Origin of the sequence: Basilea psittacipulmonis DSM 24701, from assembly GCF_000743945.1 — a bacterium.
Lineage (GTDB): Bacteria > Pseudomonadota > Gammaproteobacteria > Burkholderiales > Burkholderiaceae_B > Basilea > Basilea psittacipulmonis.
In genome coordinates, this window is the sequence record NZ_CP009238.1 from 276,213 (window position 1) to 301,609 (window position 25,397).

Genomic DNA, 25,397 nt, shown 5'->3' on the forward strand with positions numbered 1-25,397 from the left:
GCCTTCAATGTGAGGGCCTATTTTACTTAGTTTTCTTCGTCTTCTTCAGGTAAAAAACCACCTGATTGATGTCGCCATAAATGGGCGTAAATACCATTTAAAGCTAACAATTCTTGGTGTGTTCCTTGTTCAACGATTTTTCCTTTATCCATCACCACAATTCTGTCCATGGCAGCGAGTGTTGATAGGCGATGGGCGATGGCTAATACGGTTTTGCCTTGCATGAGCTGCGATAAACTTTCTTGAATGGCCACTTCAGATTCAGAATCTAAAGCACTGGTTGCCTCATCCAATAAAAGAATCGGTGCGTCTTTAAGTAGTACGCGAGCAATGGCAATGCGTTGACGTTGACCGCCTGATAGCTTGATACCGCGTTCGCCGACAAAGGCATCAAAACCAGAACGCCCTTGGGCATCTTTTAAATCTTGGATGAATTCAAAAGCTTTGGCCTGTTTACTAGCGGTAATCATCTTCTCTTCAGATGCATCAGGACTGCCATAAAGAATGTTTTCGCGAACCGAACGATGCAATAAGGCCGTATCTTGGGTCACCATAGCGATTTGATTACGTAAACTATCTTGAGTGACGTGGGCAATATTCTGTCCATCGATTTCAATCAGTCCTTTTTGTATGTCATAGAATCGCAACAGAATACTCATTAAACTGGATTTTCCAGCACCTGAACGACCGACCAGACCAACCTTTTCACCCGCTTTGATATGTAAATTAAAATGTTCCAGCAAAGGTTTGTGTGGATTGTAAGCAAAAGACACTTCTTTAAATTGAATATCGCCCTGTTGAACGCTTAAAGCAGGAGCATTGTCCATATCCACAACATCAATAGGTTTAGTCACGGTATCAATGCCATCTTTAATGGTACCTAAGTGTTCAAACAACATGGTGGCTTCCCAAAGTATCCAATGAGAAATACCATTTAGACGAGAAGCCATGGCAATCGCGGCTGCCACTGCACCCACCCCCACAATATGGTTGTTCCAAAGGCTAATGACCAAAAAGCTGGTGCTGAGTATTAGAAAAACCGTTAATAAATGGTTGCAAACATTAATACCAGTAATGAGTCGTCCTTGTCGATAGGCGGCCTGCAAGAATGGCTTCATGGCTTGCTGTGCGTAGGCTTCTTCACGTCCAGCATGTGAGAAAAGTTTAACGGTCATGATGTTGGAATACGCATCTGAAATTCTTCCTGTCATGACTGAACGGGCATCAGCCTGTGCAGAAGAAACATCCAGTAGCTTGGGAATAAAGTAGTACAACATAATGAGATACAGCACAAGCCAAGCAATAAAGGGCAAGCTGATTTTCCAATCAAAGCTACCGATAGACAGCGTCATCGTAATGAAGTAGATACTAGCGTAAACCAATACATCACTAATCAGCATCCAAAAGTCTCGAATAGAAAGGGCTGATTGCATGATTTTGGCGGTTACGCGACCTGCAAATTCATCTTGGTAAAATTTCATGCTTTGTCTAAGCATGACACCGTGAAACAGCCAACGCAATCGCATAGGAAGATTGGCAAAAAGCACTTGATAACGAATGAGACTTTGTGCGGCATAAAGTAACGGACTGAATAAAATAATCAGTGCAATCACCAGCAAATACGAACCGCGATCATGAAATACTTTGTCAGGGGAGTCGCTAAGCCATTCAACAAGATTACCCATCCAGACAAATAATAGTGATTCGACAATACCAATGCAAAGAGTTACTAATAAAATTAAAAGGATGTAAAAACGAGCCCCTTTAATGCAATACCACAGAAAACTAGACATTTTCTTAGGTGGTATGGTGTTGCTTGCATCGGGAAAGGGATTAAGTAGGTTTTCAAAAAGGGAAGTCAATTTCATCATATTTTTTAGACGGAGGTAGTACTGCTCATCATGTTTTCTTGGTTTTGGATTAATTCAATTTTGTAACCATCTGGATCTTCAATAAAAGCAATAACGGTAGTACCGCCTTTTACAGGACCTGGCTGACGTGTTACGTTGCCACCTTTTTCAGCAATGCGGTCACAAGTGGCGTAAATATCATCAACACCGAGTGCAATATGGCCATAAGCATTGCCAAGATCATATCGATCAACGCCCCAGTTATAGGTCAACTCGATTTCAGCTTGATGAGGATTAGATTCAAAACCTAGATAAGCCAAAGTATATTTATATTCAGGATTATCCACTTTACGAATCAGCTTCATTCCTAGAATATCTTGGTAAAAATGAATGGATGCGTCGAGATTACCAACTCGAATCATAGTATGTAATAAACGTTGCATATTATTTCCTATCGAATAAATGATGTTAAATATTGATGTAAGGCTGGGACAGAATCGACGATCGTATCGGGGTCGCTGGATTGGATATCATGCAGATCATGAGCACCATAGCTGACCGCTACGTTTTTCATCTTGATAGCTTTTGCCATATGTATATCATGACTGGTATCGCCAATCATGATCGCTTGTTCTAAGGGCGTATTGAGTTCAAGCAAAATTTCTTCAAGCATCAGAGGATCAGGTTTGGGGGCTGTTTCATCCGCTGTTTTAGTGGTATCAAACAGTTCCAATAAATTTTGCTCCGTAAGTACCTGATTTAGACCAGGACGACCTTTCCCAGTAGCCACGGCTAGTAAGGCACCTTGGTTTTTTAAATCCCATAACATCTCTTTAACACCAGAGAATAAATGTAGTTCATTATCTGGATGAAAGAAATGAATTTTATAGTGTTCGATAATTTTGGGAATTATCTCGGGATCTAAATCCGGAGCAATATGATATAACGCTTGATGTAAAGACATGCCGATCACCCAACGAGCTTTATCGGTATCAGGTGCTTCCAACCCCACATCACGAAAAGCCTTTTGTAAGGCAGAAGTGATTTGGTAGGTGGAGTCCATCAACGTACCATCCCAATCAAAAATAAACAACATGATTTTTTTAATATAAAAAAGCGAACTTATTATTTTAACATGGAGAAATCTTGATAGGCAGAGGGTACAAAATATGTCTTTGAACTGATAAAGAAAAATATCATTTTGCTCATGATTCAAACGAGCAAAAATCGATTAAAATTCTATAACATTTATTTTCTAGGAAATACAATATGTCCTCTTTTTTCCCTACATGGCGTAAGGTCGATACCTTGTCGCCAAATGATTATGTCAAACCTGATGAACGATTATCCATTGGTCAAAGTGCGGTGATGGGCGTACAACACGTGGTGGCGATGTTTGGTTCCACGGTGTTAGCTCCTTTATTGATGGGCTTTGATGCAAACCTTGCTATTTTAATGTCGGGTATCGGTACATTAATCTTTTTTATTTTTGTGGGTGGTCAGGTACCCAGTTATCTTGGATCGAGTTTTGCTTTTATCGGTGGCGTGGTCGCCGTTACTGCTTATACAGGTTCGGGCAGTAATCCCAATATTTCGATAGCATTGGGCGGTATTGTTATCTGCGGCTTGGTTTATGCTTTGATCGGCTTATTAGTGACGGTGATGGGTAGTAAGATCGTTGCGATTATTGAGAAGCTGATGCCACCCGTGGTCACAGGAGCGATTGTATCGGTGATTGGCTTAAACCTTGCACCGATTGCCGCAAAAGGGGCGATGGGTAATTCTAATTTTGAACTTGCCATGGCCTTGATGACGATATTTTGTGTGGGCTTGGTTGCGGTGTTTACGCGAGGTATGATTCAACGCCTATTAATATTGTTGGGATTGATTATTTCAAGTGTGGTGTACTATATTTTCGCTAATATACTCGGCTTTGGTACCCCTATTAATTTTGAGTCCGTCGCTCAAGCCAGTTGGTTTGGTTTGCCACAGTTTACGACACCTACCTTTGAGTGGTCGGCTATTAGCGTGATTGCACCTGTTGCGGTTATTTTGGTGGCAGAAAACTTGGGTCATATTCGTGCGGTCAGTGCGATGACAGGAAAACCATTGGATAAGTACTTGGGGCGTGCATTTCTGGGTGATGGTATTGCCACGATGGTGTCAGGTTCAGTAGGGGGTACAGGTGTCACCACTTATGCTGAAAACATCGGGGTGATGGCCGTGACGAGAATTTTCTCTACCTTGATTTTCTTGTTTGCTGCGATTTTTGCTATCTTTTTAGGATTCTCACCAAAATTCGGTGCCTTAATTCACATTATTCCAGGGGCTGTATTGGGCGGTGTTTCCGTGGTGGTCTTTGGTTTGATTGTAATTGCAGGGGCGAGAATCTGGGTAGTCAACCAAGTTGACTTTAGCCACAACAAAAATCTTATTGTAGCTGCAGTGACGATGATTTTAGGTGGTGGTGACTTTAGTGTGACGTTAGGAAGCTTTTCTTTAAATGGTATTGGTACGGCAACATTCGCGGCGATTATTCTGTATGCGATTTTGAATATGGGTACCAAAAATAACGAAAAGAAAGACGATTCGCCATTTGATTCGGTGTAAGCAGTTAAATATAACGCGAAACAAACCGACCTGTATTCATAGCAGGTCGGTTGTTTTTTTAGGCTTTATTTTTCTTTGTCTGGCAGGTCACCACTTGATCGCTAGATAGTTTTAGTTGTTTTTTTGAGACTTAATTTTTCTTTGTCCGATAGGGTGGTGTTTTCTTTATTGACTTTTGAAGCCCAATAATTGGCTAATAAGGCACCTGAAAAATTATGCCATACACTGAAAATAGCACTTGGTACAGCAGCCAAAGGTTCAAAATGTTTCATCGCCAAAGTAGCCCCCAAACCAGAGTTTTGCATCCCTACTTCGATAGCAATGGTTTTTTGAGCATCGTAAGGTAGTTTGGTGAATTTAGCGATTAAGTAACCGAGCAAATAACCCAAGCCATTATGTAGGATGACCACTAGAAGCACTATCCATCCTGATTCGATTAAACGTTCTTTGCTATTGGCAATGACGGCCGCTAAAATCAGCATAATAGAAATGAGTGATAAACAAGGCAGTGTATGGGTGACCGCACGGATGTTTGATTTAAATAAAGCATTGATGATAATGCCTAAAATAATGGGGAATAAAACGATATTCGCCACGGATTTAAACATTGTGACGGCTGAAATTTCTAACCACTGATGAGCTAATAAATAGAAAATAGCAGGCGTTAACACAGGGGCAAGTAATGTCGAAATAGAGGTGACAGCTACCGATAGGGCAACATTACCTTTTGCCATATAACTGATGACATTCGAAGCGGTGCCACCAGGGCAAGAACCCACTAAGATGACCCCGACGGCAAGTGACCGCTCTAAATCAAAAATAACAGCTAATGCATAAGCAATACTTGGCATGATGACAAATTGTGCGATAACGCCGACTAATACAGCTTTCGGATATTTGCTTAATATAGAGAAATCTTTCGTGCTGAGCGTCATTCCCATGGCTAACATGATAATGCCTAATAACCAAGGAATGGCGGGGGCAATGCCTTTAAATTCATTTGGGAAAACAAAAGAAACGATACCTGCGAAAAGAATCCAGATTGAGAACGTACGCTCAACCCATTTGTTGATGGTGGTTAACATTTTTATCACTTATCAAAAAAATCAAAAGCCATGATTATAGTGCTTTTTGATGTTTTTAGACGATGTTTTTTTGGCAAAATAAGAAAATAACTATATTTATCAAGATGTAAAAGCAAAGTGTTTATGACTAGGGTTTTTCCTAATTAGAAAAAAAGTCATGAAGCTAGAAGAATTATTCGTTTGAAATGTTTGTATCGTTTCATCTATAACATTCAATATAAGAATTTTTTTATGGAGACTATGATGTGGTATTGTCCTGATGAAATGCGTGCAAAATTTTCTAAACTCATGTCTGATATGTACCAAAAGGAAGTGCCTTTGTACGGTGATTTAGTGCAATTGGTCAGTGATGTGAATGAAAATGTATTAGCTCACGATCCTCAAGTAAAAGAGCAGTTAGAACAAACGGGTGAGTTGCCTAGATTAAGCTTAGAGCGTCATGGTGCGATCCGTGTGGGAACAGCTTATGAATTATCAACGATTAGACGAGTGTTTGCGGTGATGGGAATGTTCCCTGTTGGGTACTATGATCTGGCTCCTGCAGGGGTTCCTGTGCATTCAACGGTATTTCGTGCGATAGATACGGATGCGTTAAATCGTAGTCCGTTTAGAATTTTCACCTCCTTATTAAGACATGAATTAATTGATGATGAGGCATTAAGACAGACCGTATCGGAGACCTTGGCCAAACGTCAAATCTTTACGAAACGAGCATTGGAACTGACAGAGAAAGCTGAGAAACAGGGCGGATTGAACGAAGCGGATGCGGATGAATTTGTTCGTGAGGTATTGGAAACATTCCGTTGGCATGAAGAGTCACCGATTAGTAAAGATTTATATGAACAGCTACATCATCAACATCGTTTGATTGCGGATATTGTTGGCTTTAAAGGCCCGCATATCAATCATTTGACACCAAGAACGTTGGATATTGATAGCGTTCAGTCTGGGATGATTGAACGAGGCATTACGCCAAAAGAAGTGGTGGAGGGCCCGCCATTACGAGCTTGTCCTATTTTATTGCGCCAAACTAGTTTTAAAGCATTAGAAGAAAACGTGGTCTTTACAGATGGTGGGCGTGAAGCGGGCAAACATACGGCACGTTTTGGTGAGATTGAACAAAGAGGTGTAGCGGTCACGAAAAAAGGAAGAGCCTTGTATGATCGCTTGTTGAATGAAACACGTGCGGCGATTGGCGGAGCACCGAATGAAGCTAATCGTGATGAGTATATGCGTATTCTGGCAGAGAAGTTTTCTGTCTATCCCGATACATGGGATGAGTTAAGAAAGCAAGATTTGGCTTATTTTCATTACTTTGCACAAGGACGATCCGATAAAAAGGTTACTCGCGAGGATTTGCCTGAATTGATTGCTAAAGGTTTGGTGAGATTTGAACCTATTGTTTATGAGGACTTTCTCCCCGTTTCTGCAGCGGGAATTTTCCAGTCGAATTTAGGTAAGAATGGTCAAAAACAATACGATATTGATTCCAATAAAACCTTGTTTGAAGAATGTTTGGGTGCAAAAGTAACTGATGAATTGTCATTGTATGAAAAAGCACAAAATGAATCGATCGAAGCATGTTTGGCCGTATTAAATGGAGAGAAATAATGGTGAAAGAATTATTGAAACAATTGGGTGTTGAGGCTGATTTGTACACAGATGGCACCTTATCGGTTAAGTCGCCTATTCATGGTAATGAGATTGCAAAGGTTGTGGAAGATAGTCCAGAACAAGCCACTTTGAAAATCGCTAAGGCAAAAGAAGCCTTTTTGAAATGGCGTTGCGTTCCTGCACCCAGAAGAGGTGAGCTGGTTCGTATTCTTGGGAATATCTTAAGAGAATATAAAGAACCGCTAGGTGCCTTGGTTTCATGGGAAGCTGGGAAGATCGCACAAGAAGGATTGGGTGAAGTTCAAGAGATGATTGATATTTGTGATTTCGCCGTGGGATTGTCTCGTCAGTTATATGGCTTGACGATTGCGTCTGAACGTCCTGGTCATCATATGCGTGAAACTTGGCATCCGTTGGGAGTGGTAGGCGTGATATCGGCGTTTAATTTCCCTGTTGCAGTGTGGAGTTGGAACGCGGCACTGGCATTTGTATGCGGTAATTCGGTGGTTTGGAAGCCGTCTGAAAAAACGCCTTTGACGGCATTAGCTTGCCAAGCTTTGTTTAAAAAAGCAGTGAAAGCTTTTGGTGATGAGGCTCCTGATGGTTTATCTGAATTATTGATAGGAGATGCTCGTATCGGAGATGTATTGGTTAATGATCATCGTGTACCTTTGGTAAGTGCAACAGGTAGTACGCGAATGGGACAAATCGTTGGACCAAAAGTTCAAGCACGTTTTGGAAAATGCTTGCTGGAACTAGGTGGTAATAATGCCATGATTTTGACACCTTCTGCTGATTTGGATTTGGCTGTTAGAGGTATTTTATTTGCCGCGGTGGGAACAGCAGGTCAACGTTGCACAACCCTTAGACGTTTGATTGTTCACGAATCGATCAAAGAGGTGGTGCTTGAGAAAGTGAAAAAGGCTTATGCATCGGTAAGTATCGGACATCCTTTGGAGGGTAATTTAGTTGGGCCTTTGATCGATAAACAGATCTTTGATCAAATGCAATCGATGTTAGCACAATCCCGTGCGGTGGGAGGTAAGGTATTTGGTGGTGAGCGAGTGTTAGCGGATCAATATCCTAATGCTTACTATGTGAAACCTGCTATTGTGGAAATGGATAGTCAGAATGAGGTGGTGAAAACGGAAACCTTTGCACCGATTATGTACGTGATGAGCTATTCAGATTTTAATGAAGCGATTGCTATGCAGAATGATGTTCCACAAGGCCTATCGTCATGTATTTTCACTAATGACGTTCGCGAAGCTGAACAGTTTTTAAGTGCCAGTGGTAGTGATTGTGGTATTGCTAATGTGAATATCGGTACAAGCGGTGCAGAAATAGGCGGTGCATTTGGAGGCGAAAAAGAAACCGGAGGTGGACGTGAATCTGGCTCAGATGCTTGGAAAGCATATATGAGAAGACAAACTAACACCATTAATTATTCTAAAGAATTACCGTTAGCACAAGGTATTAACTTTGGTTAAATAAAAAAAAACTCCCATCATGAATTCATCTGAGTGAGTGATGGGAGCGATAAGGAGGAACCATGACGTACTTGAATAATCCTGGGGCGTTGTATGATGACGAACCATCACAATTAACACCAAGTCAATCTTTTTTTATTAATGTATTGCCATTGCTGTTGACCGTGGCGATTATGCTAGTCCAATTTTTTATTTTTGATGATTTTACCCCTCACATTCCTTTGGCTTGTGGCATTGTTATCACGGGACTATTTGTTTATTTTCGTAAAGGAAAATGGCGTGATATGGAAAATCACTTTTTAAAAGTGATCAAAATAGGGTTGCCGGCCATTATTATTTTGATGGGAGTGGGGATGTTAATCGCTACTTGGATTGCGGCAGGTACGGTTTCGACTATTTTATATTATGGATTTCATTTTTTTAGTCCGACTAATTTCTTGTTTACGCTTTGTTTATTGTGTGCCTTAATTTCACTGGCGACAGGTACCTCATGGGGGACAGCGGGTACGGTTGGTTTAGCCATGATGGGCGTGGGTGAGGGATTAGGCATTCCACCTCACGTGACGGCAGGTGCCATTATTTCGGGTGCATTCTTTGGTGACAAAATGTCTCCTTTGTCTGATACGACTAATTTAACACCTGCCGCAGCGGAGATCGGGATTTGGGAACATATTAAAGGCATGGTACCAACTACCTTACCCGCTTTAGTGATTTGTTTGATATTTTATGCATGGTTGGGAACACAGTATTCAAATGACAATATGAATCTACAAGTTATTCATGATGTCAAAGAAACGATTAAAACGCATTACAACATCAGCTTGATTACCTTGATTCCTGCGGTGATTGTTATTGTGGCAGCGGTGATGAAAATGCCAGCATTACCGACAGTATTTGCAGGGGTTATCGTGGCTGGACTCATTGCCTTGTTTTTGCAAGGAGTCAGTGTAGCGGAGCTATTTCATGTATTGCAAAATGGCGTAAACAGTCAGACGGGGATGCCTTTAGTCGATAAATTATTAAGTAAAGGTGGCGTGATGTCGATGACTTGGGTGGTGAGCTTAACGATTTTTGCGATGGCCTTTGTCGGTTCGATTGAATATTACGGATCGTTGAATGCGATCATGAACAAAGTGAAAGACTTTATTAAAGGTCGTTTCGGACTGGTATCATCCGCTTATGGGGCGACGGCAGGTTCCAGCTTGATTATCGGTGATGTGTACACGAGTTTGGTATTGCCAGGCAGATTGCTAAAAGACAAATATGAGGAGTTAGGCTACGAAAAAACAATTTTGACGCGTTCGATCGAGGATTGCGGTACCTTGCTGTCTCCTTTGATTCCATGGAATATGGGTGGTGCATTCATCGCAGCAACATTAGGCGTGGCGACTTTTGATTATGTACCCTTTGCAGTTTTATGTTGGTTGTCTCCTTTGATTGGCTTGATATACATGTTTTTAGGGGTCTTTATGCCAAAAAGTAAAGGTCGCCAGAGCAAAGAAAAAATTGCAAAATGGGAAGGACTATAAGTGTCAGGAGTTCAATCATGAAAGAAGCCGTTTTATGGCACCAATTGGTCGATGCACCAGAACATTCTCCTGTATTAACAGAAGACTTAAATGTAGATGTCTGCGTCATCGGTGCAGGATATACGGGCTTATCTGCGGCCATTCACCTTGCTCAAGCAGGCAAGAAAGTAGCGATATTAGAGGCACATCATGTAGGTTATGGTGGCTCAGGACGTAATGTTGGTTACGTCAATGCAGGAACGTGGGCACCACCCGATGAGTTAAATAAGTATCTAGGGGAGAAAGCGGGCGAACGTTTAAGTCATGAGTTAAGCATGGCCCCTAAATTGGTATTTGATACGATCGATCGCTTTAATATTGATGCACAAGATACGCGGACTGGCACAGTGCATATGGCTCATCATGCACAGGCAGAATCAGATATAGAAAAACGTTATGAACAGCTAAAGCGGCGAGGTGCAGAGGTTGTCTTGCTAAATGCTAATGAATGTCAAGCATATGTTGGTAGTCGAGCAGTTCGTAAAGCGTTGTTAGATAAGCGTGCTGGCACGATCAATCCTTATGCGTATGTTGTAGGCTTAGCACAGGCAGCAAAACGTTTAGGTGTTTTATTATTTGAACAAACAAAAGTGAAAGAAATGGTATCTGTTTCGGGGCAATGGGAAGTCGCTACGGAACAAGCTATGGTGCGAGCGGAACGGGTTGTCATTGCAAGCAATGCTTATACAGAGGGACAATGGACGACGATACAGAAAACCATTTATCCTGTTAGTTTTTATCAAATCGCTTCTAAGCCTTTGGACCCTGAAATATCTGAAACGATTTTGCCACAAAGACAAGGAGCTTACGATACTCGTTTGGCCCTATCAAGCATTAGACGAGATAAAGCAGGTAGGCTGATCTTGGGTACAGTAGGTTCACCTCACGGCAAAAATTTCCTGTATCATGCATGGGCAAATACGATGTTAAAGCACTATTTTCCGATGTTGAAAGGGTTGGAATGGGAGTGTTATTGGACAGGCTGTTTTGGTTTTACAAAAGACCATATTATGCGAATATATGAACATTTTCCAGGCGTTATTTGTGCGACGGGCTTTAATGGTCGAGGGATTACAACCGGTACTTTATTTGGGCAAGCCATGGCAAAATATCTGTTAACGGGGGATAGACAAGTATTACCATTAGATATTTACCAATTAGACGACTGTAAGATTTCGTATCGTCAGATGAGAGGGTATGCGTATGACGCAGGGATCGCGATTTATCACGCAGGTCAATGTTTAAAAATCGTTGCATAAAACGCGAGATGAAAAAGAAAATGGTCAGTTAATACTGACCATTTTTATAAGACGTGTGGATTTACCACTTGAGAACAGGATCTTTTTTGTTTCCGATAATATCAACTTCGGCCGACACAGCACCTGCAGGAATGGCAATATCGACTTTCGATCCTAAAAGGAGTTTCATCACACCATCGACTAATTTTCCAGAATTTTTAGACCAAGGCTCAAAATGGCTACGTAATACTTGGATTTGGTCAGGTGTCTGAGTGATAGTTGTGCCATCATTTAATGTAAAACGAATGCCTTTTACGTAAGCGGGATTGGATGAACCGCCACCATTGACGTAAAGTGTGATGCGATCATTTTGTCCCACTACTTTTTCAGCAACCATTTTGTACTCGCCTACGCTAGTGAGTCGTTGTAGTTTGAAGAAACCAAAGTAATAGCTATAAAAACCGACGGTCATTAATGTCGATAGAACGATTAATAGCATTTGTAGTTTTCGACAACGGAATAACGATGCGAACCAATCTTTACCCAGTAATGAATCAATGGAATAGGTGCCACTGCCTGTTAACATAATGGTGACGGAAATGGCGAATCCTAGTGCGGCCATCGTCCACTCATCTAAACATTCAAAGCCCATCCAACCAAAAATAAGCATTAAACATACATTAATGATGGCTGAACCCACTGCAGCTAGACGAGTTAATAGTCCTAGCATTAAGCAAAGGCCAACGAGTATTTCTGCACTAGACATAATGTAGGTGGACCACTCGGCTGCCCATGGATGATAAAGTACCCAATGGATGGTACTTTCAATAGGGGAGCCAGGTGCGGCTTGAACCAGCTTGCCTGCTAAATGAGCTGGGCTGGTAATATCATGTTTTAGTGGATCATTAAAGAAACGTCTCCAACCGCCTGCAAAAAAGACAAAGCCCATTGAAATAGAAATCGCACGAACGGCAAGACTCTGAATCATAGGATGTCCCCATAAGCTTTTCTCTCTATCTGTATTCATCATGAATATCCTCTCCTTGTATTAAAACTTTAGAAAAATTATGGTTATTGAGATAAGTATAATGCTATTTTATAGTTGAAAATTTGATTTATCTCTATATTCTTAGAAAGAAAAACCCTATGAGATTTTTTTGTTCACCACGATGAATGTTCTATGATGAAGATTGTTGTTCGATATAGTTTTTTAGCCATTCTTGTAGTGCAATGACCGCAGAGTTATTTTGTTTTTCGGGTGGATAAACAAGATAGTAACTTTCATTACTCGCAAGACGTTCTTTCCAAGCAATTTTTAAATTCCCTTGATCAATTTCTTTTTTTGCCAAAATCTCAGGCACGATAGCAATACCACAACCACTACTGGCCGCACAGATAGTCGCATAATAAGAGCTAAAACGAGGTCCAGAAAAACTATCTTTTCGATGAATATGATGCGTGCTAAAGAATTCATGCCAGGTGAAAGGACGAGAATCCAATTGGATTAAAGGCATATTCTCTAGATTCATTTTTTTGGATAGTTTAGGTGGCTGAACATCCGTGGCACAAATAGTAATGTAATCACTTTTTAATAGCTCGACGGAGGTTAAGTTTGGCCATGTGCCGTGTCCTAAAGCAATACCGACATCCATTTCGAGCGAATGGTTTTGGCTAATATCGCCATCAATTTCATGAATGTTTAAATGAATATTGGGGTATTGGTTGCCCCATCCTTTTAGTGCAGGAATAAGCCAATTTGCACCAAAGGTCGCATGACAATAAATGGTGAGTGTTTGGGCATGTGTACCATGGGACCAAAGGTTTAATACGGACTGTTCAAGTTGTAAAAGTATATTTCGACTTTGTTGTAAAAATAAACTACCGACTTGAGTGAGTTGAAGATGATTGCCTTGACGAATAAATAACTCTTCGCCTAATAGTTCTTCCAGTTGGAGTACTTGTTTGCTCACCGCACTTTGGGTGAGAAAAAGTTCTTTAGCTGCTTTGGTAAAACTTCCTTGTCGGGCAGAGGCCTCAAAACATTGAAGAGAGCTAATAGAGGGTAAGCGTTTTATCATTTTTTTCGTCATAACGTTGTACTGCTTAGGCTATGCGGATTATTTTTTCAATAGATTTAAGATGTTCTCTAGTGGTCTGCCAATTGCTGCTTGATGACCCGTTGAAGCGATAGGACGTTCTAATAAGATAGGATGTTCAACAAGTGCTTGCAACAAAGTCTCTTCGTCTGCCTCGGCCAGATGGTTTTCTTGGTAAATGCTTTCCTTTTGTCTCATCATCTCGCGATAACTGTTTATCGCTAATTGTTTTTTAAGAGATTGATAGTCAGAAATCGTTAAAGGATTTTTTAAATACTCGATCACTTCAATATCTAAACCCAATGTTTCCAATGCTTTTAACGCATCTCTTGATTTGGAACATCTAGGATTGTGGTAGAGTTTAATCATCATGTTTTTCTCTTTTAAAAGCTTAATGAATCTTCATTATAGCTAAAATGTGTTGAACAGCGAATGAGTGTTCATTCTATCCTTGATTGTCAAAAAAGAATCGTTTTTTTCTGCACGCAAATGAAGTGGGTGACGTTGTTCCACGCCTAGGTATATAAGACGAATCATTCATTATTCCTCAGCAATGCGGTGATGTCGTGAAGGTCATCTAAGTGAAAAAAATAAGTGTTAGGAAAATGTGTTTGACAATATTGTTTTAAAAAATGTGCGGAATCATCAGTAATAATGGGTTCATCATTAGGGTAAGGGTTGTAGATAATTAAGAAAGGCAAATAGGATCTGGCGGCCAGTGCTTCAAGTGTGGCAATACTGTGATGAATGCTGCCTAACATCGCATTACAGATGAGAATGAGTGGCATTGGATGTTGAATGATCCAGTCAATCGTTAATGTTTGAGATGTTAACGGAACAAAGATACCACCAGCACCTTCACAAAAAATAATATCGCGTTGGCGTTTTTGAACATATGTTTGCCATGCATGCCATAACTTATTTGTATCAATGATCGTGTTTTCTAATGCGGCCGCTAAATGTGGAGAAGCGGGAAAAGAAAAGCTTTCACCGACTGCGTCAGCATCTAGTTCATCAAGTGATTGACCACTGATCGTTCGATGTAAATGGATATCAGGTGAAATAGCCTGTGATGAGGCACCCGTTTGAACAAGTTTAAAGGAACTGGCGGTAACTCCCGCTTGTTCGAGAGCTTTAATGAGTAAGGCGGTCACATAGGATTTGCCAATATCCGTGCCGATGCCAGAAATAAAGTAGGTCTTCATTTTTTTTGTCCTATATAAAAAAAGGTATCGTATGTGAGGGGGAATGTTGAGTCATGTTTAGGATAATGTGCGATCAACTGTTTTAACTGATGATGTTGTGTTTGCTTGCGATGTGTGTTGACACCTGTTTTTCTGATATGTCGCAGTACTTCATGCAAAGAATTAAATTGGTAAGATAGGGTTTGTCGTTCTGCCCAGATGGTGTTGAAATAAGGATTAAATAGTTCTTTCAGGGCTGACACACTTAAATAATTTAAACCAATATTCGCTGCTTCTTTTAATTCTTTGAAATGATGTTCACAATATAAGGCACAAACAAAATAACCTTGCGAAGACAGGTGTTGATTAAGTTTTGCGATCAAATCGTTTAAAGACGAGATCCATTGCAAACATGAGCTGGATAAGATGATGTCAATCGTTTCAGGAAGATGAATGGTTTGGATATCGCCTTTAAGAAAATATTGTTCATGCGAAAAAGGAATGTGAATAGGGTATTCGTATAAATCGTTTAGATAGTATTTTTGAATAAAGGGTTGATGAAAAAACTGATTCATGGCCGTACTCAAAAAACCTGTTCCACAGCCAATCTCCAGTGCGGTATGAATATTTAAAGAACATTTTTTTGCCAAGGTTTGGGCTAAATACCAAGCAGTGGCTTGCTGATGATGTGCATATTGATGATAGTGTTTTTGGGACTGTTCAAAGTGAGATTCGATCATGCTTGGTGTTCCTCGATGAATGCAGACCAAGAAGAAAATGATCGCAGTAAATGATGAGCAGCGTTGATAACGTTTGTTTGCGTGCTTGGACAACGATGCCAATAATTTAATTGTTGTTTTGTGGCGAACATCGAATCTTTCTCGCTAACCCAAGCATAATCCCAGGCTTGAGGGTGGGATAGTAAGTCTTGAGTTATCGAATTATCCGTGCTGTCGGCCTGTTTAAGTAAATAAGCTAAACTATTTTTTTGAGTTTCAAAACTTAACGAGGGTAATAAATCGTGATAATCCTTTTGTTCAGCGGTATAAAAAATTCGATGATAAATTTTTTTCATTCCCTCTGGCGTTAAGTGTTCATAAGTTTTTTGAAACAAAATGGGATCGATGCCGTATTCTGGATGAATACCAAAAGGTGTGCCATTAATAGCAATGTTGAGTTTTGGAGCATGTTGGCAAGACCGTAGGTAACGATTGGCCGCCCAAACCCCCATCGACCAAGCTACTAAAATGTAATCTGTTTCTGGCTCGCGAATCTCTGTTTCGTGAGGAGAATAAATGTGTACATGATAGTGAGGATCGGCTAAATGTGAAATAGCATGGTTGTCCATTGCCCATCCATTAAAAAATAAGATTTCTGTTTTCATATTCTTTCCTTTAATGAATGAATGGTCTCGGCGATATAAATGAGATCTGCTTCACTTAATAAGGCGTTGATACATAGGCGTAGTTGGGCTTTTCCTTTGGGAACGGTTGGATGACGGATGGCTCCTACGATGATGCCTGCTTCTTTTAAAGCTTGTGCTATCGCAAGGGTTTGGTGACTATCTCCAATAACAATAGGAAAAATAGGGGAGGATTGATTCATGTTTAATAGCTTGTTTGCTTGATGAATCCTGTCTTGTAAGGTGAGGCGTAAGGGTTCAAATTCATGTCGATGTTCAAAAACATATTGAGTCCATTTGATCGTAAGAGGGGGTAACGCACTGGCAAAGATAAGCGAACGACAGGTATTGATTAAATAGTTTCGTGTGATGTCATGACATAAAACTATCGCTCCATACGATGCAATGGCTTTAGCACAAGGCATCACGATAATATCAATATCATTGACTAAATGATGGGTGTAGCTCCATCCTAGTCCTTCTTGGTATTGACCAATGCTATGAGCCTCATCTACATATAATATAATTTGATATCGCTGTTTTAATTGAACGAGTTTTTTTAGATCGCTAACACTGCCATCCATACTGAAAATGCTTTCTGTGACCACCCAAATATCACGATAGTTTGAGCGATGTTCGATAATCAATCGTTCAAGTGCATCGTAGTCTTGATGAGGAAATCGAATAAAGTCGGCACGACAAAGTTTTAAGCCATCGATTAAGCTGGCATGAATATCTTTATCTGCAATGATGAGATCGTTTCGATCAGTAATGGCAGGTAAGATGCCGATATTGGCTAGGTATCCACTATTTAGATAAAGAGCACTTCTTTGATAAATCTGAGCTAAACATTGTTCTAAATCAGCAGAGGCTTGGCTACTGCCACCAAGTAAACGTGAGGCACAGGAAGAGGGAACATCTTCTTTGACACTTGATAAAAAGTGTTTGTAAATGTGTTGACATCGAGATAGACCTAGATAATCATTGCTTAATAAATCAATTCCTTTTGTCGGGACGTTGCTCAACTGGCGATATTGGCCGTGTTCACGTAATTGTGATAAACGATCGTTGAGTCTTTGGTAAAAATTATCGCTCATGATAGTTCCTTACTACCTCGCAAGTGGCTTGGCAAAGTGTTTTGAGATCGCGATCACTGATGTTGTAATTTGGCATTAAGTAAACGAGTTTACCAAAGGGCCTTACCCATACCCCTTTTTGAATAAACATAGGAGTTATGTCGTGTAGTGTGACGGGTTCTTTTAATTCGATGACACCAATCGCTCCCAAGGCTCTAATGTCTTGAATATAAGGCTTATGCTTTAACACCGATAATTCCTGTTTAAATATGGTTTCGATATGGTTTACCTTACTTTGCCAATCAGTATTTTGTAATAAATCGATGCTGGCAGCAGCTACGGCACAAGCAAGTGCATTGCCCATAAAGGTGGGGCCGTGCATGAGAGCGTAAGGAGGTGTTTGACTAATCGTATCGGCGATCTGATGAGAACATAAGGTTGCTGCAAAACTTAAATAACCGCCTGTTAATGCTTTGCCAATACACATAATGTCGGGCACGATGTCACTGTGTTCGCAAGCAAACCATTTTCCCGTTCGCCCAAAGCCCGTGGCAATTTCATCGACAATCAGTAAGACGTTGTATTGCTGACATTGTTGGGCAATGTATTGTAAATACTGTGGCGAATAAAACCACATACCGCCTGCACCTTGGACGATTGGTTCCAAAATGAATGCAGCTAACTGTGAATGATATGTTTGAAAAAAATGATCAATAGCTGCTTTATCCTGTTGATTAAGAGGCTCATGAAAGCATGAGGTTGGGCGATCTAAAAAATACTGAATGGGTAAACGACCTTGATACAGATGATGCATGCCAGTGTCAGGATCACATACGGACATGGGATGCCAAGTATCGCCATGATAACCACCTTTAATCGTGCCGAAATGTTTTTTATCTGGATGTTTTTGTTGGTACTGAAGTGCCATTTTCATCGCGACTTCGATACTGACGGAACCTGAATCACTATAGAAAACATGAGTCAGCCCTTTTGGAACAATGGATAAAAGACGCTCGGTTAACTTAATCGCCGCAGGATGAGTGAGACCGCCAAACATAATATGAGCAAATTTTTCTAATTGATTGACGATGGCTTGGTTTAAGGCGGGATGGTTGTATCCATGAATCACGCACCACCAGCTAGACATGCCGTCAATAAGCACTGTGCCGTCCTCTAAAAAGAGTTGACTATTTCTAGCTTCACTAACACAGTAATTTTCTAATTTTGGATAGATGCCTGAATAAGGGTGCCATATATGTTGTTGATCGATTAATGTCTGATACATGAAATAACTCCTTTGGACAAACATTTTGTCAAGAAAAAAATAAGAAGTAAAGGATAAGAATGCGGTGCGTTTTTATGCAAAATGCGGTTATTTAGATGGTTTTTTGATGATTTTGTATGGTTTTTGATGAGTGTTCGGTGATGTTGAGAAATAGGTGAGATAAGCGTAAAAAATAAACAAAGGATGGGTTGGTTTGAGAATGAGGAACCGTGCGTGAAATAAAGGGAAGTGGTGGTTTAAGGGGGGAAGCTGTTGAGTCAATCGTCTCGGTCGTTGATGGTGGGGGTGAGGGTAAAAAAATAGGGTGGTTTGGGAGTGGAAAATATACGTAGTGAGGGGGTATTTTGATAGGAAGGGGCGGAGAATATATTAAAATAATGGGCTTTTAAATTTTTCGTTTTTTATGTCTCTTACTGAAAAAATTAATGCGATTTTGCCTCAAACCCAATGTACAAAATGTGGGTATGAGGGCTGTTTACCTTATGCTCAGGCAATGGCTGAACATGAGGCACAGATTAATCGTTGTGTGCCAGGTGGGACTAAAACTATAGAGGCATTATCTCATCTGCTGAATCAGCCTGTTTTGCCCTTGGATCCCACTTGTGGGGTGGAAAAGCCTTTGGAAGTGGCTTATATTGATGAGAATCATTGTATTGGCTGTACGCTATGTATCCAAGCTTGTCCAGTGGATGCGATTATAGGGGTGAATAAATATATGCATACGGTTATTCCCGACCTTTGTTCAGGTTGTGAGCTATGCGTGGCCCCTTGTCCTGTAGATTGTATTTCGATGAAACCTGCTTCTCGTGAGTGGACATTTTTAGATGCTCAAGAAGCTAAGCAACGCTATGAACAGCGTCAGCAACGCTTACAAATGCAAGAAGACGTAAAAGAAGAGGTAAGTGTGCAACAGACCTCAGACGTATTAAAACAAGATCTGATTGCGAAAGCCTTGGCAAAAGCCAGAGCCAGAAGAGCGAAATAACCCTAAAACAGGTGCACTTGAACGGTGTTTAAGCTGTTATATTTCCACCCTCTAAAGAACGTTATGTCACAAGCTTGTGCGATGGTGTTGTTTAACAAAGAGTTGGGGGGCTATTTCAATTTTGACAAAGGCGTTGTGCAGGCGGTATCTTGATACGTCACCAGTTAACAATATATCGCATTAATGGTGGCACAAAGAATGATGGCTGATATAAAACGATATGTTCAGAACAAAGGCTATTTGAACGATAGATTTTTATCACAAAGATCGCTGATACCACAGATATCGCATTTGGCTTTACGAGCCGTACAAATATAGCGACCGTGTAAGATGAGCCAATGATGAGCATGTAAGAGGTATTCTTTGGGGACGTTTTTTAGTAGCTTTTTTTCGACCTCTAATACATTTTTACCAGGAGCAATACCAGTTCGATTAGAAACCCTGAAAATATGGGTATCCACTGCCATCGTCGTTTGTCCAAAGGCGACATTTAAAACGACATTGGCGGTTTTTCTACCCACGCCAGGTAGGCTTTCTAAGTCTTCCCGAGTATGTGGCACTTCGCCCTGATATTTCTCGATAAGTATTTGACAGGTTTTGATGACATTGGCTGCTTTTGTTTTATATAAGCCAATGCTGCGAATGGCTTGCGTAAACCGTTCTAAGCCCATGTCCAAAAGATCTTGAGGTGTTTTGATAAATGGGAAAAGAGGATCGGTGGCAATATTAACGGATTTGTCGGTTGCTTGGGCCGACAAAATCACGGCGACCAATAACTGAAAAGTATTGGAATAATGAAGTTCGGTTTCAGGATGAGGGTTGGCCTGCTGAAACCTTTGGAAAATCAATGTACGTTTTTCTTTGTTCACAATGATTACCAATATTTTTCAACAGCCAAATTACCCGGCACCCCTCGGCGTTCTGCCTGAAATCCCATCTCTGAAAGCATCTTGCGGGCTTGGGTCAGCATCTCTGGATTACCACATAGCATGACGCAATCGTGTTCGGCACGTAATTCTAAACCCGTATGTTTTTTCCAAGCATCCTGTTCAATCATGGTTGTAATGCGAGCTTGTGGGAATGACTGATAGGCCTCACGCGTTACCAGTGGCAGATAGGTAAAACGTCCTGCACAGGCGTGTGTCGCATCACGAATCTCGTCTTGATAGCTGAGTTCATTGGCATGACGTACACCATGAACTAAAACAACTTGTTCAAAACGTTGCCATGTTTTCTCATCTTTCAAAATGGAAATAAAGGCAGACAATCCTGTTCCTGTGGACATTAGCCAAAGTGTTTTGCCACCATTTGGAAAGCGATCTAAGGTTAAAAATCCAAATACCTGCTTGCCGATATATATCGTATCGCCAGATTTAAGTGAAGCAAGTTTCGGGCTAAATGCACCGTCAGGTACTACGATAGAATAAAACGATAATGCTTGTTCACTAGGGTGGTTCACCATAGAATAAGCACGCCAAATATCAGGTTCTTTTCCTGCTTCACTAGGCAGTCCTAAACGAGCAAACTGTCCAGGTAAGAATGTCATTTCCTTGGGATAGGTGGTGGTGAGCGTGAATAAATGATTAGGTACCCACCACTTTATATCCAGTACTTTTTCGGTATAGTAAGTCATCCACGATCCAAAAATTGGAGTTTATCTGATTTGCCATTCCATTCGTCCGCATCAGGTAATGGCTCGTGAGCACGAGAAATGGGGGCAAATTTAGGGGTGAGTTCTGCGTTAATTTCGATAAATTGTTTTTGGTCACTCGGCAGATCATCTTCTGAATAAATGGCATTAGCGGGGCATTCTGGTACGCAAACCGCACAGTCAATACATTCATCGGGGTCGATAACTAGGAAGTTAGGACCTTCTTTAAAACAGTCCACAGGACAGACATCCACACAGTCTGTGTATTTACATTTAATACAATTTTCAGTGACGACGTGAGTCATAATAATCTATTTAATATAAGTTAAGGGAATACAAAGGCTATAATTTTACCAATTATTTAATAAAAAATGATTGATATAGCTCAGTGTATGATATGGTAATAGAAAAACTAGAGAAGTGACCTTATGATTATTACCTCACTACTGGATACGGATTTATATAAGTTTACGATGATGCAGTGCGTATTGCATCAGTTTCCCAGTGCCCAAACAGAGTATCGTTTTAAATGTCGTACGCCAAATGTAAATTTACAGCCTTATGTGGATGAGATCCGAGAAGAGATTCATGCCTTATGTCAGTTGTATTTGACGGATGATGAGTTGGATTATTTAAAAGGGTTGCGATTTATTAAAAGCGATTTTGTGGACTTTTTAAGCTTATTTCACTTATCTGAAAAATACATACGAGTGGAAAAATCTGTTCATGAGGGAGAAATAGATATCTCGGTCAAAGGCCCATGGCTTCATACTATTTTGTTTGAAATTCCTGTATTGGCTATTGTGAATGAGGTTTATTTCAGAAATCAGTATCCTAATCTTAGTTGGGATGTGGGACGTGAAAGACTGGCTCAGAAACTCGCTATGGTTCAGGGATGTAAAGAAGTGAAAAACTTCAAATTTGCTGAATATGGTACTAGAAGACGGTTTTCAAAGGCTTGGCATGAAGAAGTCGTACAGATTCTCAAAAATGATTTTACCCCTGATTTTGTCGGTACCAGTAATGTATATTTTGCGAAAAAATATAATATTTTGCCTTTGGGGACGATGGCTCATGAGTTTTTACAAGCCTGCCAAGCATTAGGCCCTAGATTACGTGATTCCCAAGTATTTGCTTTGGAAAAATGGGCTGAGGAATATCGAGGTGATTTGGGTATCGCTTTATCAGATGTTTATGGATTGAAAGCGTTCTTGCGTGATTTTGATATGTTCTTTTGTAAGCTGTTTGATGGAGCTAGACACGATTCAGGCGATCCTTTGGAGTGGGGAGAACAAATGCTCCAACACTACAAAAAAAATCGCGTCGATCCTAGAACAAAGACTTTGGTTTTTTCCGATGGTTTGGATTTTCCTAAAGCGTTAGAAATCGCCAGCCGTTTTGAGGGACGTTGTCGCGTGTCTTTTGGAATTGGTACGAATTTAACAAATGATATAGGCGTGGAACCATTGCAAATGGTCATGAAAATGGTTCGTTGTAATGATCAACCAGTGGCGAAAGTCTCTGATACACCAGAAAAAACGATGTGTGATGATCCTGCCTATTTGTCTTATTTAAGATATGTCTTTGATTTACCTGATGGAGAACGAGGAGGATAAGATGAAAGAAATTAAACGCGTGAATGTCGAAGCACGTTATTCAGATATGGCGGTGTATAACGGTGTGGCTTATTTAGCAGGTCAAGTGCCTAATGATTTGGACAAAGATATGTATGGCCAAACGCAAGAAGTGCTTGAAATGGTGGATCAGCTATTAGCTATCGCGGGTAGTGATAAAGATCGCATTCTAATGGCTCAGTTATTTATTGCTGATATAAATGACATTTCAGAAATGAATCGAGCTTGGGACGAATGGGTTTCAAAAACGAATGCTCCCCCAAGAGCGACGGTTGAAGCGAAATTAGCGAATCCTAAATATAAAGTAGAGATTGTGGTCACCGCTGCATTAAAGTAATGTTTGAAGGAAAATCATGGCTGAGTTATCAGAAAATCAAGTTTACGATAAACACTGGTTAGATAGCTTAACTCAGCATTTCAGTGCACAAGATAAAGATCTTGTTGCTCGCTGTGCGAGTTGGGTCAATGAAGTTTTAGATAAAGATGATGTGATGCCTACGGGCGAAAATCGTTTTGCTCATGGAAAGGGAACGACATCGCTTTTGTCCATGCTACAACTTGATGCGACAACGATTGTTTCGGCGATGTTGACGGCCTTACCCATAGAACAATTAGAAAGCGGTGCGTTTAAACAAGAGATTATCAATCGTTTTGGATTGGATGTCGCCCAGTTAGTAAATGGTACCTGTGGATTAATTGCCATTAGCTTAAAGTCGCGTGAACAGCATAAAATCATGGACGAGGCTGAACAGCAAGAGATGTTACGTAAGTTATTGTTAGCGATGGCAACAGATTTACGTATTGTATTAATGCGACTTTGCTCCAGATTACAAACATTGAGATGGTATGCGGCTAGCAAACATCCTTGTCCGACAGATTTGTCATTGGAAACCAGAGGCGTTTATGCACCTTTGGCCAATCGTTTAGGAATATGGCAAATCAAATGGGAGTTAGAAGACTTATCGTTTCGTTTTTTAGAACCTGATATTTACAAAGAGATTGCTAAAAAATTAGAAGTCAAACGAATCGAACGGGAAGGTCGTGTTAATCAAATGATTGCACAGATTCAGCAATCACTGCAAGAATTAAAGATTCAAGCAGAAGTCGTAGGGCGAGCCAAGCATATTTATAGTATCTACAATAAGATGCGTAACAAACATCTAAATTTTGAGCAGTTGTATGATTTACAGGCGTTGCGTGTGATTGTGGATACTGAGAGTGAATGTTATAGCGTGTTGTCATTCGTGCATACTCGCTGGACTCCAGTGATCAAAGAATATGATGACTATATCGCACGTCCCAAACCGAATGGCTATCGTTCATTACATACGGTGATTAAAGATGACGATGGTTTTGTGTATGAGGTCCAAATTCGTACGCAGGAGATGCATAATTTTGCTGAATGTGGCATGGCGGCACATTGGCGTTATAAGGAAGCAGGGGCCAAAGGCGGTCAAGTCAGTGCCTCTAGTTTTTATGATCGACAAGTTGCTTGGATGCGAGAGTTGATTGCTTGGCGACAAGAAGTAGGGGTAGCCAATAGCCCTGAAGATACCGCGAGACTGGCACAAAAAGAACAGGCTTTATTAGATTCCAAAAAAGAATTAAACGAGCTATCCGCCGCGGGACAGCATAAAAAAATCTATGTATTGACACCTCAAGCAAAAGTCATCGAACTGACATCGGGCAGTACGCCTATTGATTTTGCTTATGCGTTGCATACGGATTTAGGACACCGATGCCGTGGTGCCAAGGTCAATGGGCATATGGTGCCATTAAGCACAAAATTACAAACAGGACAAACCGTTGAGATTATTGCGGCTAAAACAGGTGGACCGTCGCGAGATTGGTTGAATCCAGAGTTAGGGTATTTGGCAGCACCTCGATCTAAAGTAAAGGTTAGAAACTGGTTTAATGCGATTGAATTACAAAACCGCATCACCACGGGTCAAGAGATGTTGGAAAAAGAATTGCAACGTTTGGGCAAAACAGCGACTAATCTTGAACAACTGGCGGCTAAGTTTGGATTGACACGAGCTGATGACTTGTTTATTGCGATTGCCAAAGAAGACATTAGCTTGCGACAAATTTCACAATCTTTTTCTGCAACGTCTGATGAGTCAGATGAGTTACCCAGTTTGGTGGGAAAAAGAGGGGTTAATGTTGCAAACGTCACTAAAACGGGTAAAAGCGGTGTATTAGTGGTGGGCGTTGATTCTTTATTAACCCAGTTGGCAGGCTGTTGTCATCCCGCTCCGCCTGATGAAATCGGAGGGTTTATTACGATGGGGCGAGGTGTATCGATTCATCGTGTGGACTGTTCTCACTTTAAAGAACTTAAAAGAGTGCATCAAGAGCGTATTGTTGAAGTGGATTGGGGCTATACGGGTGATAATTTTTATCCCGTCAGTTTAAAGTTGATCGCTCAGGATAGAAACGGATTGTTGCGTGATGTTTCAGAATTGTTTGCACGACTAAAATTAAACGTTATTGCGGTCAATACTTGGACCAAAAAAGGGGTTGCGAACTTAGTGTTTACGATAGAAGTGAATACCGCCCAACAGCTACAAAAAGCGATTAGTAGTTTGTCAGAAGTGGAGGGAGTGCATTCAGCACAGCGTATTTAAGT

The 25,397-nt window shown here is 40.7% G+C and carries 24 protein-coding genes; 9 read left to right on the forward strand and 15 right to left on the reverse strand.

Going from position 1 to position 25,397, the window contains the following annotated elements:
• Window positions 1-26: 26 nt before the first annotated feature.
• The 3 genes from IX83_RS01265 to IX83_RS01275 are packed head-to-tail and all read right to left on the reverse strand — an operon-like array spanning window position 27 to window position 2,946.
• Window positions 27-1,871, reverse strand: a complete 1,845-nt coding sequence (locus IX83_RS01265) for an ABC transporter ATP-binding protein (protein ID WP_316242961.1) — start codon at window positions 1,869-1,871, stop codon at window positions 27-29.
• 5 nt (window positions 1,872-1,876) lie between these two features.
• A complete protein-coding gene (gene gloA, locus IX83_RS01270) occupies window positions 1,877-2,293 on the reverse strand; it encodes a lactoylglutathione lyase (RefSeq protein ID WP_038498272.1) in 417 nt (138 codons plus the stop codon).
• An 8-nt stretch (window positions 2,294-2,301) separates the two neighbouring features.
• Window positions 2,302-2,946 (reverse strand): HAD-IA family hydrolase, encoded by a 645-nt coding sequence (locus IX83_RS01275; RefSeq protein WP_038498275.1) that lies wholly within the window; start codon window positions 2,944-2,946, stop codon window positions 2,302-2,304.
• Between the two features lie 173 nt (window positions 2,947-3,119).
• Here IX83_RS01275 and IX83_RS01280 point away from each other — a divergent pair, with 173 nt between their 5' ends.
• Window positions 3,120-4,460: a solute carrier family 23 protein gene (locus IX83_RS01280; RefSeq protein ID WP_051919028.1), complete on the forward strand. Its 1,341-nt coding sequence runs from the start codon at window positions 3,120-3,122 to the stop codon at window positions 4,458-4,460.
• Between the two features lie 101 nt (window positions 4,461-4,561).
• Here the strand turns inward: IX83_RS01280 and IX83_RS01285 are convergent, their stop codons facing one another.
• On the reverse strand, window positions 4,562-5,551 hold the full coding sequence (locus IX83_RS01285) for a bile acid:sodium symporter family protein (protein ID WP_051919626.1): 990 nt from the start codon (window positions 5,549-5,551) through the stop codon (window positions 4,562-4,564).
• A 234-nt stretch (window positions 5,552-5,785) separates the two neighbouring features.
• Here IX83_RS01285 and hglS point away from each other — a divergent pair, with 234 nt between their 5' ends.
• The 4 genes from hglS to amaA all read left to right on the forward strand — a co-directional run bounded on the left by hglS (window position 5,786) and on the right by amaA (window position 11,476).
• Window positions 5,786-7,156 carry a 2-oxoadipate dioxygenase/decarboxylase HglS gene (hglS, locus tag IX83_RS01290; RefSeq protein ID WP_038498278.1) on the forward strand — a complete coding sequence of 457 codons (1,371 nt, stop codon included), beginning with the start codon at window positions 5,786-5,788 and terminating at the stop codon, window positions 7,154-7,156.
• Window positions 7,156-8,649 carry an L-piperidine-6-carboxylate dehydrogenase gene (gene amaB, locus IX83_RS01295; RefSeq protein WP_038498280.1) on the forward strand — a complete coding sequence of 498 codons (1,494 nt, stop codon included), beginning with the start codon at window positions 7,156-7,158 and terminating at the stop codon, window positions 8,647-8,649. Before hglS ends, amaB begins: the two co-directional genes overlap by 1 nt.
• 62 nt (window positions 8,650-8,711) lie before the next feature.
• A complete protein-coding gene (gene nhaC, locus IX83_RS01300) occupies window positions 8,712-10,178 on the forward strand; it encodes a Na+/H+ antiporter NhaC (protein ID WP_038498283.1) in 1,467 nt (488 codons plus the stop codon).
• 17 nt (window positions 10,179-10,195) lie between these two features.
• A complete protein-coding gene (gene amaA, locus IX83_RS01305) occupies window positions 10,196-11,476 on the forward strand; it encodes an L-pipecolate oxidase (RefSeq protein ID WP_038498286.1) in 1,281 nt (426 codons plus the stop codon).
• Between the two features lie 61 nt (window positions 11,477-11,537).
• Here amaA and IX83_RS08500 read toward each other — a convergent pair whose 3' ends face one another.
• The 8 genes from IX83_RS08500 to bioA form a co-directional block, all read right to left on the reverse strand.
• Window positions 11,538-12,485, reverse strand: a complete 948-nt coding sequence (locus tag IX83_RS08500; protein ID WP_051919030.1) for a TQO small subunit DoxD — start codon at window positions 12,483-12,485, stop codon at window positions 11,538-11,540.
• Between the two features lie 148 nt (window positions 12,486-12,633).
• On the reverse strand, window positions 12,634-13,545 hold the full coding sequence (locus IX83_RS01315) for a LysR substrate-binding domain-containing protein (RefSeq protein WP_051919032.1): 912 nt from the start codon (window positions 13,543-13,545) through the stop codon (window positions 12,634-12,636).
• A 27-nt stretch (window positions 13,546-13,572) separates the two neighbouring features.
• Window positions 13,573-13,923 carry an arsenate reductase (glutaredoxin) gene (arsC, locus tag IX83_RS01320; RefSeq protein ID WP_038498289.1) on the reverse strand — a complete coding sequence of 117 codons (351 nt, stop codon included), beginning with the start codon at window positions 13,921-13,923 and terminating at the stop codon, window positions 13,573-13,575.
• Between the two features lie 161 nt (window positions 13,924-14,084).
• The gene (bioD, locus tag IX83_RS01325) at window positions 14,085-14,756 is read right to left on the reverse strand and encodes a dethiobiotin synthase (protein ID WP_038498292.1); all 672 of its coding nucleotides are present in this window, start codon (window positions 14,754-14,756) and stop codon (window positions 14,085-14,087) included.
• On the reverse strand, window positions 14,753-15,475 hold the full coding sequence (locus IX83_RS01330) for a methyltransferase domain-containing protein (RefSeq protein WP_038498295.1): 723 nt from the start codon (window positions 15,473-15,475) through the stop codon (window positions 14,753-14,755). Before IX83_RS01330 ends, bioD begins: the two co-directional genes overlap by 4 nt.
• Window positions 15,472-16,119, reverse strand: a complete 648-nt coding sequence (locus IX83_RS08505) for a pimeloyl-ACP methyl esterase BioG family protein (RefSeq protein WP_051919035.1) — start codon at window positions 16,117-16,119, stop codon at window positions 15,472-15,474. Before IX83_RS08505 ends, IX83_RS01330 begins: the two co-directional genes overlap by 4 nt.
• Window positions 16,116-17,234, reverse strand: coding sequence for an aminotransferase class I/II-fold pyridoxal phosphate-dependent enzyme (locus IX83_RS01340; protein WP_038498298.1), 1,119 nt, complete (start codon window positions 17,232-17,234; stop codon window positions 16,116-16,118). The genes IX83_RS08505 and IX83_RS01340 overlap by 4 nt, the downstream gene beginning before the upstream one ends.
• Window positions 17,224-18,498, reverse strand: a complete 1,275-nt coding sequence (gene bioA, locus IX83_RS01345) for an adenosylmethionine--8-amino-7-oxononanoate transaminase (protein WP_038498301.1) — start codon at window positions 18,496-18,498, stop codon at window positions 17,224-17,226. Before bioA ends, IX83_RS01340 begins: the two co-directional genes overlap by 11 nt.
• A 403-nt stretch (window positions 18,499-18,901) precedes the next feature.
• Here bioA and IX83_RS01350 point away from each other — a divergent pair, with 403 nt between their 5' ends.
• On the forward strand, window positions 18,902-19,483 hold the full coding sequence (locus tag IX83_RS01350; RefSeq protein ID WP_038498304.1) for an electron transport complex subunit RsxB: 582 nt from the start codon (window positions 18,902-18,904) through the stop codon (window positions 19,481-19,483).
• Between the two features lie 236 nt (window positions 19,484-19,719).
• On the opposite strand, the gene nth is transcribed toward IX83_RS01350, so the two are convergent.
• The 3 genes from nth to fdxA are packed head-to-tail and all read right to left on the reverse strand — an operon-like array spanning window position 19,720 to window position 21,439.
• Window positions 19,720-20,352 (reverse strand): endonuclease III, encoded by a 633-nt coding sequence (nth, locus tag IX83_RS01355; protein ID WP_038501387.1) that lies wholly within the window; start codon window positions 20,350-20,352, stop codon window positions 19,720-19,722.
• A 5-nt stretch (window positions 20,353-20,357) separates the two neighbouring features.
• Window positions 20,358-21,116: a ferredoxin--NADP reductase gene (locus IX83_RS01360; protein WP_038498307.1), complete on the reverse strand. Its 759-nt coding sequence runs from the start codon at window positions 21,114-21,116 to the stop codon at window positions 20,358-20,360.
• The gene (gene fdxA, locus IX83_RS01365; RefSeq protein WP_038498310.1) at window positions 21,113-21,439 is read right to left on the reverse strand and encodes a ferredoxin FdxA; all 327 of its coding nucleotides are present in this window, start codon (window positions 21,437-21,439) and stop codon (window positions 21,113-21,115) included. Before fdxA ends, IX83_RS01360 begins: the two co-directional genes overlap by 4 nt.
• Window positions 21,440-21,562: 123 nt before the next feature.
• On the opposite strand from fdxA, the gene pncB reads away from it, so the two are divergent.
• The 3 genes from pncB to IX83_RS01380 are packed head-to-tail and all read left to right on the forward strand — an operon-like array spanning window position 21,563 to window position 25,395.
• The gene (pncB, locus tag IX83_RS01370; RefSeq protein WP_038498313.1) at window positions 21,563-22,750 is read left to right on the forward strand and encodes a nicotinate phosphoribosyltransferase; all 1,188 of its coding nucleotides are present in this window, start codon (window positions 21,563-21,565) and stop codon (window positions 22,748-22,750) included.
• Between the two features lies 1 nt (window position 22,751).
• The gene (locus IX83_RS01375; protein ID WP_038498316.1) at window positions 22,752-23,105 is read left to right on the forward strand and encodes a RidA family protein; all 354 of its coding nucleotides are present in this window, start codon (window positions 22,752-22,754) and stop codon (window positions 23,103-23,105) included.
• 16 nt (window positions 23,106-23,121) lie between these two features.
• Window positions 23,122-25,395, forward strand: coding sequence for a RelA/SpoT family protein (locus tag IX83_RS01380; protein WP_077315914.1), 2,274 nt, complete (start codon window positions 23,122-23,124; stop codon window positions 25,393-25,395).
• Window positions 25,396-25,397 lie beyond the last annotated feature (2 nt).

Excerpts from the sequence above, each read along its gene's own strand:
- IX83_RS01265 (WP_316242961.1), bottom strand. The coding sequence starts at position 1,871 with ATGATGAAATTGACTTCCCTTTTTGAAAACCTACTTAATCCCTTTCCC.
- gloA (WP_038498272.1), bottom strand. The coding sequence starts at position 2,293 with ATGCAACGTTTATTACATACTATGATTCGAGTTGGTAATCTCGACGCA.
- IX83_RS01275 (WP_038498275.1), bottom strand. The coding sequence starts at position 2,946 with ATGTTGTTTATTTTTGATTGGGATGGTACGTTGATGGACTCCACCTAC.
- IX83_RS01280 (WP_051919028.1), top strand. The coding sequence starts at position 3,120 with ATGTCCTCTTTTTTCCCTACATGGCGTAAGGTCGATACCTTGTCGCCA.
- hglS (WP_038498278.1), top strand. The coding sequence starts at position 5,786 with ATGATGTGGTATTGTCCTGATGAAATGCGTGCAAAATTTTCTAAACTC.
- amaB (WP_038498280.1), top strand. The coding sequence starts at position 7,156 with ATGGTGAAAGAATTATTGAAACAATTGGGTGTTGAGGCTGATTTGTAC.
- nhaC (WP_038498283.1), top strand. The coding sequence starts at position 8,712 with ATGACGTACTTGAATAATCCTGGGGCGTTGTATGATGACGAACCATCA.
- amaA (WP_038498286.1), top strand. The coding sequence starts at position 10,196 with ATGAAAGAAGCCGTTTTATGGCACCAATTGGTCGATGCACCAGAACAT.
- IX83_RS08500 (WP_051919030.1), bottom strand. The coding sequence starts at position 12,485 with ATGATGAATACAGATAGAGAGAAAAGCTTATGGGGACATCCTATGATT.
- IX83_RS01315 (WP_051919032.1), bottom strand. The coding sequence starts at position 13,545 with ATGACGAAAAAAATGATAAAACGCTTACCCTCTATTAGCTCTCTTCAA.
- arsC (WP_038498289.1), bottom strand. The coding sequence starts at position 13,923 with ATGATGATTAAACTCTACCACAATCCTAGATGTTCCAAATCAAGAGAT.
- bioD (WP_038498292.1), bottom strand. The coding sequence starts at position 14,756 with ATGAAGACCTACTTTATTTCTGGCATCGGCACGGATATTGGCAAATCC.
- IX83_RS01330 (WP_038498295.1), bottom strand. The coding sequence starts at position 15,475 with ATGATCGAATCTCACTTTGAACAGTCCCAAAAACACTATCATCAATAT.
- IX83_RS08505 (WP_051919035.1), bottom strand. The coding sequence starts at position 16,119 with ATGAAAACAGAAATCTTATTTTTTAATGGATGGGCAATGGACAACCAT.
- IX83_RS01340 (WP_038498298.1), bottom strand. The coding sequence starts at position 17,234 with ATGAGCGATAATTTTTACCAAAGACTCAACGATCGTTTATCACAATTA.
- bioA (WP_038498301.1), bottom strand. The coding sequence starts at position 18,498 with ATGTATCAGACATTAATCGATCAACAACATATATGGCACCCTTATTCA.
- IX83_RS01350 (WP_038498304.1), top strand. The coding sequence starts at position 18,902 with ATGTCTCTTACTGAAAAAATTAATGCGATTTTGCCTCAAACCCAATGT.
- IX83_RS01360 (WP_038498307.1), bottom strand. The coding sequence starts at position 21,116 with ATGACTTACTATACCGAAAAAGTACTGGATATAAAGTGGTGGGTACCT.
- fdxA (WP_038498310.1), bottom strand. The coding sequence starts at position 21,439 with ATGACTCACGTCGTCACTGAAAATTGTATTAAATGTAAATACACAGAC.
- pncB (WP_038498313.1), top strand. The coding sequence starts at position 21,563 with ATGATTATTACCTCACTACTGGATACGGATTTATATAAGTTTACGATG.
- IX83_RS01375 (WP_038498316.1), top strand. The coding sequence starts at position 22,752 with ATGAAAGAAATTAAACGCGTGAATGTCGAAGCACGTTATTCAGATATG.
- IX83_RS01380 (WP_077315914.1), top strand. The coding sequence starts at position 23,122 with ATGGCTGAGTTATCAGAAAATCAAGTTTACGATAAACACTGGTTAGAT.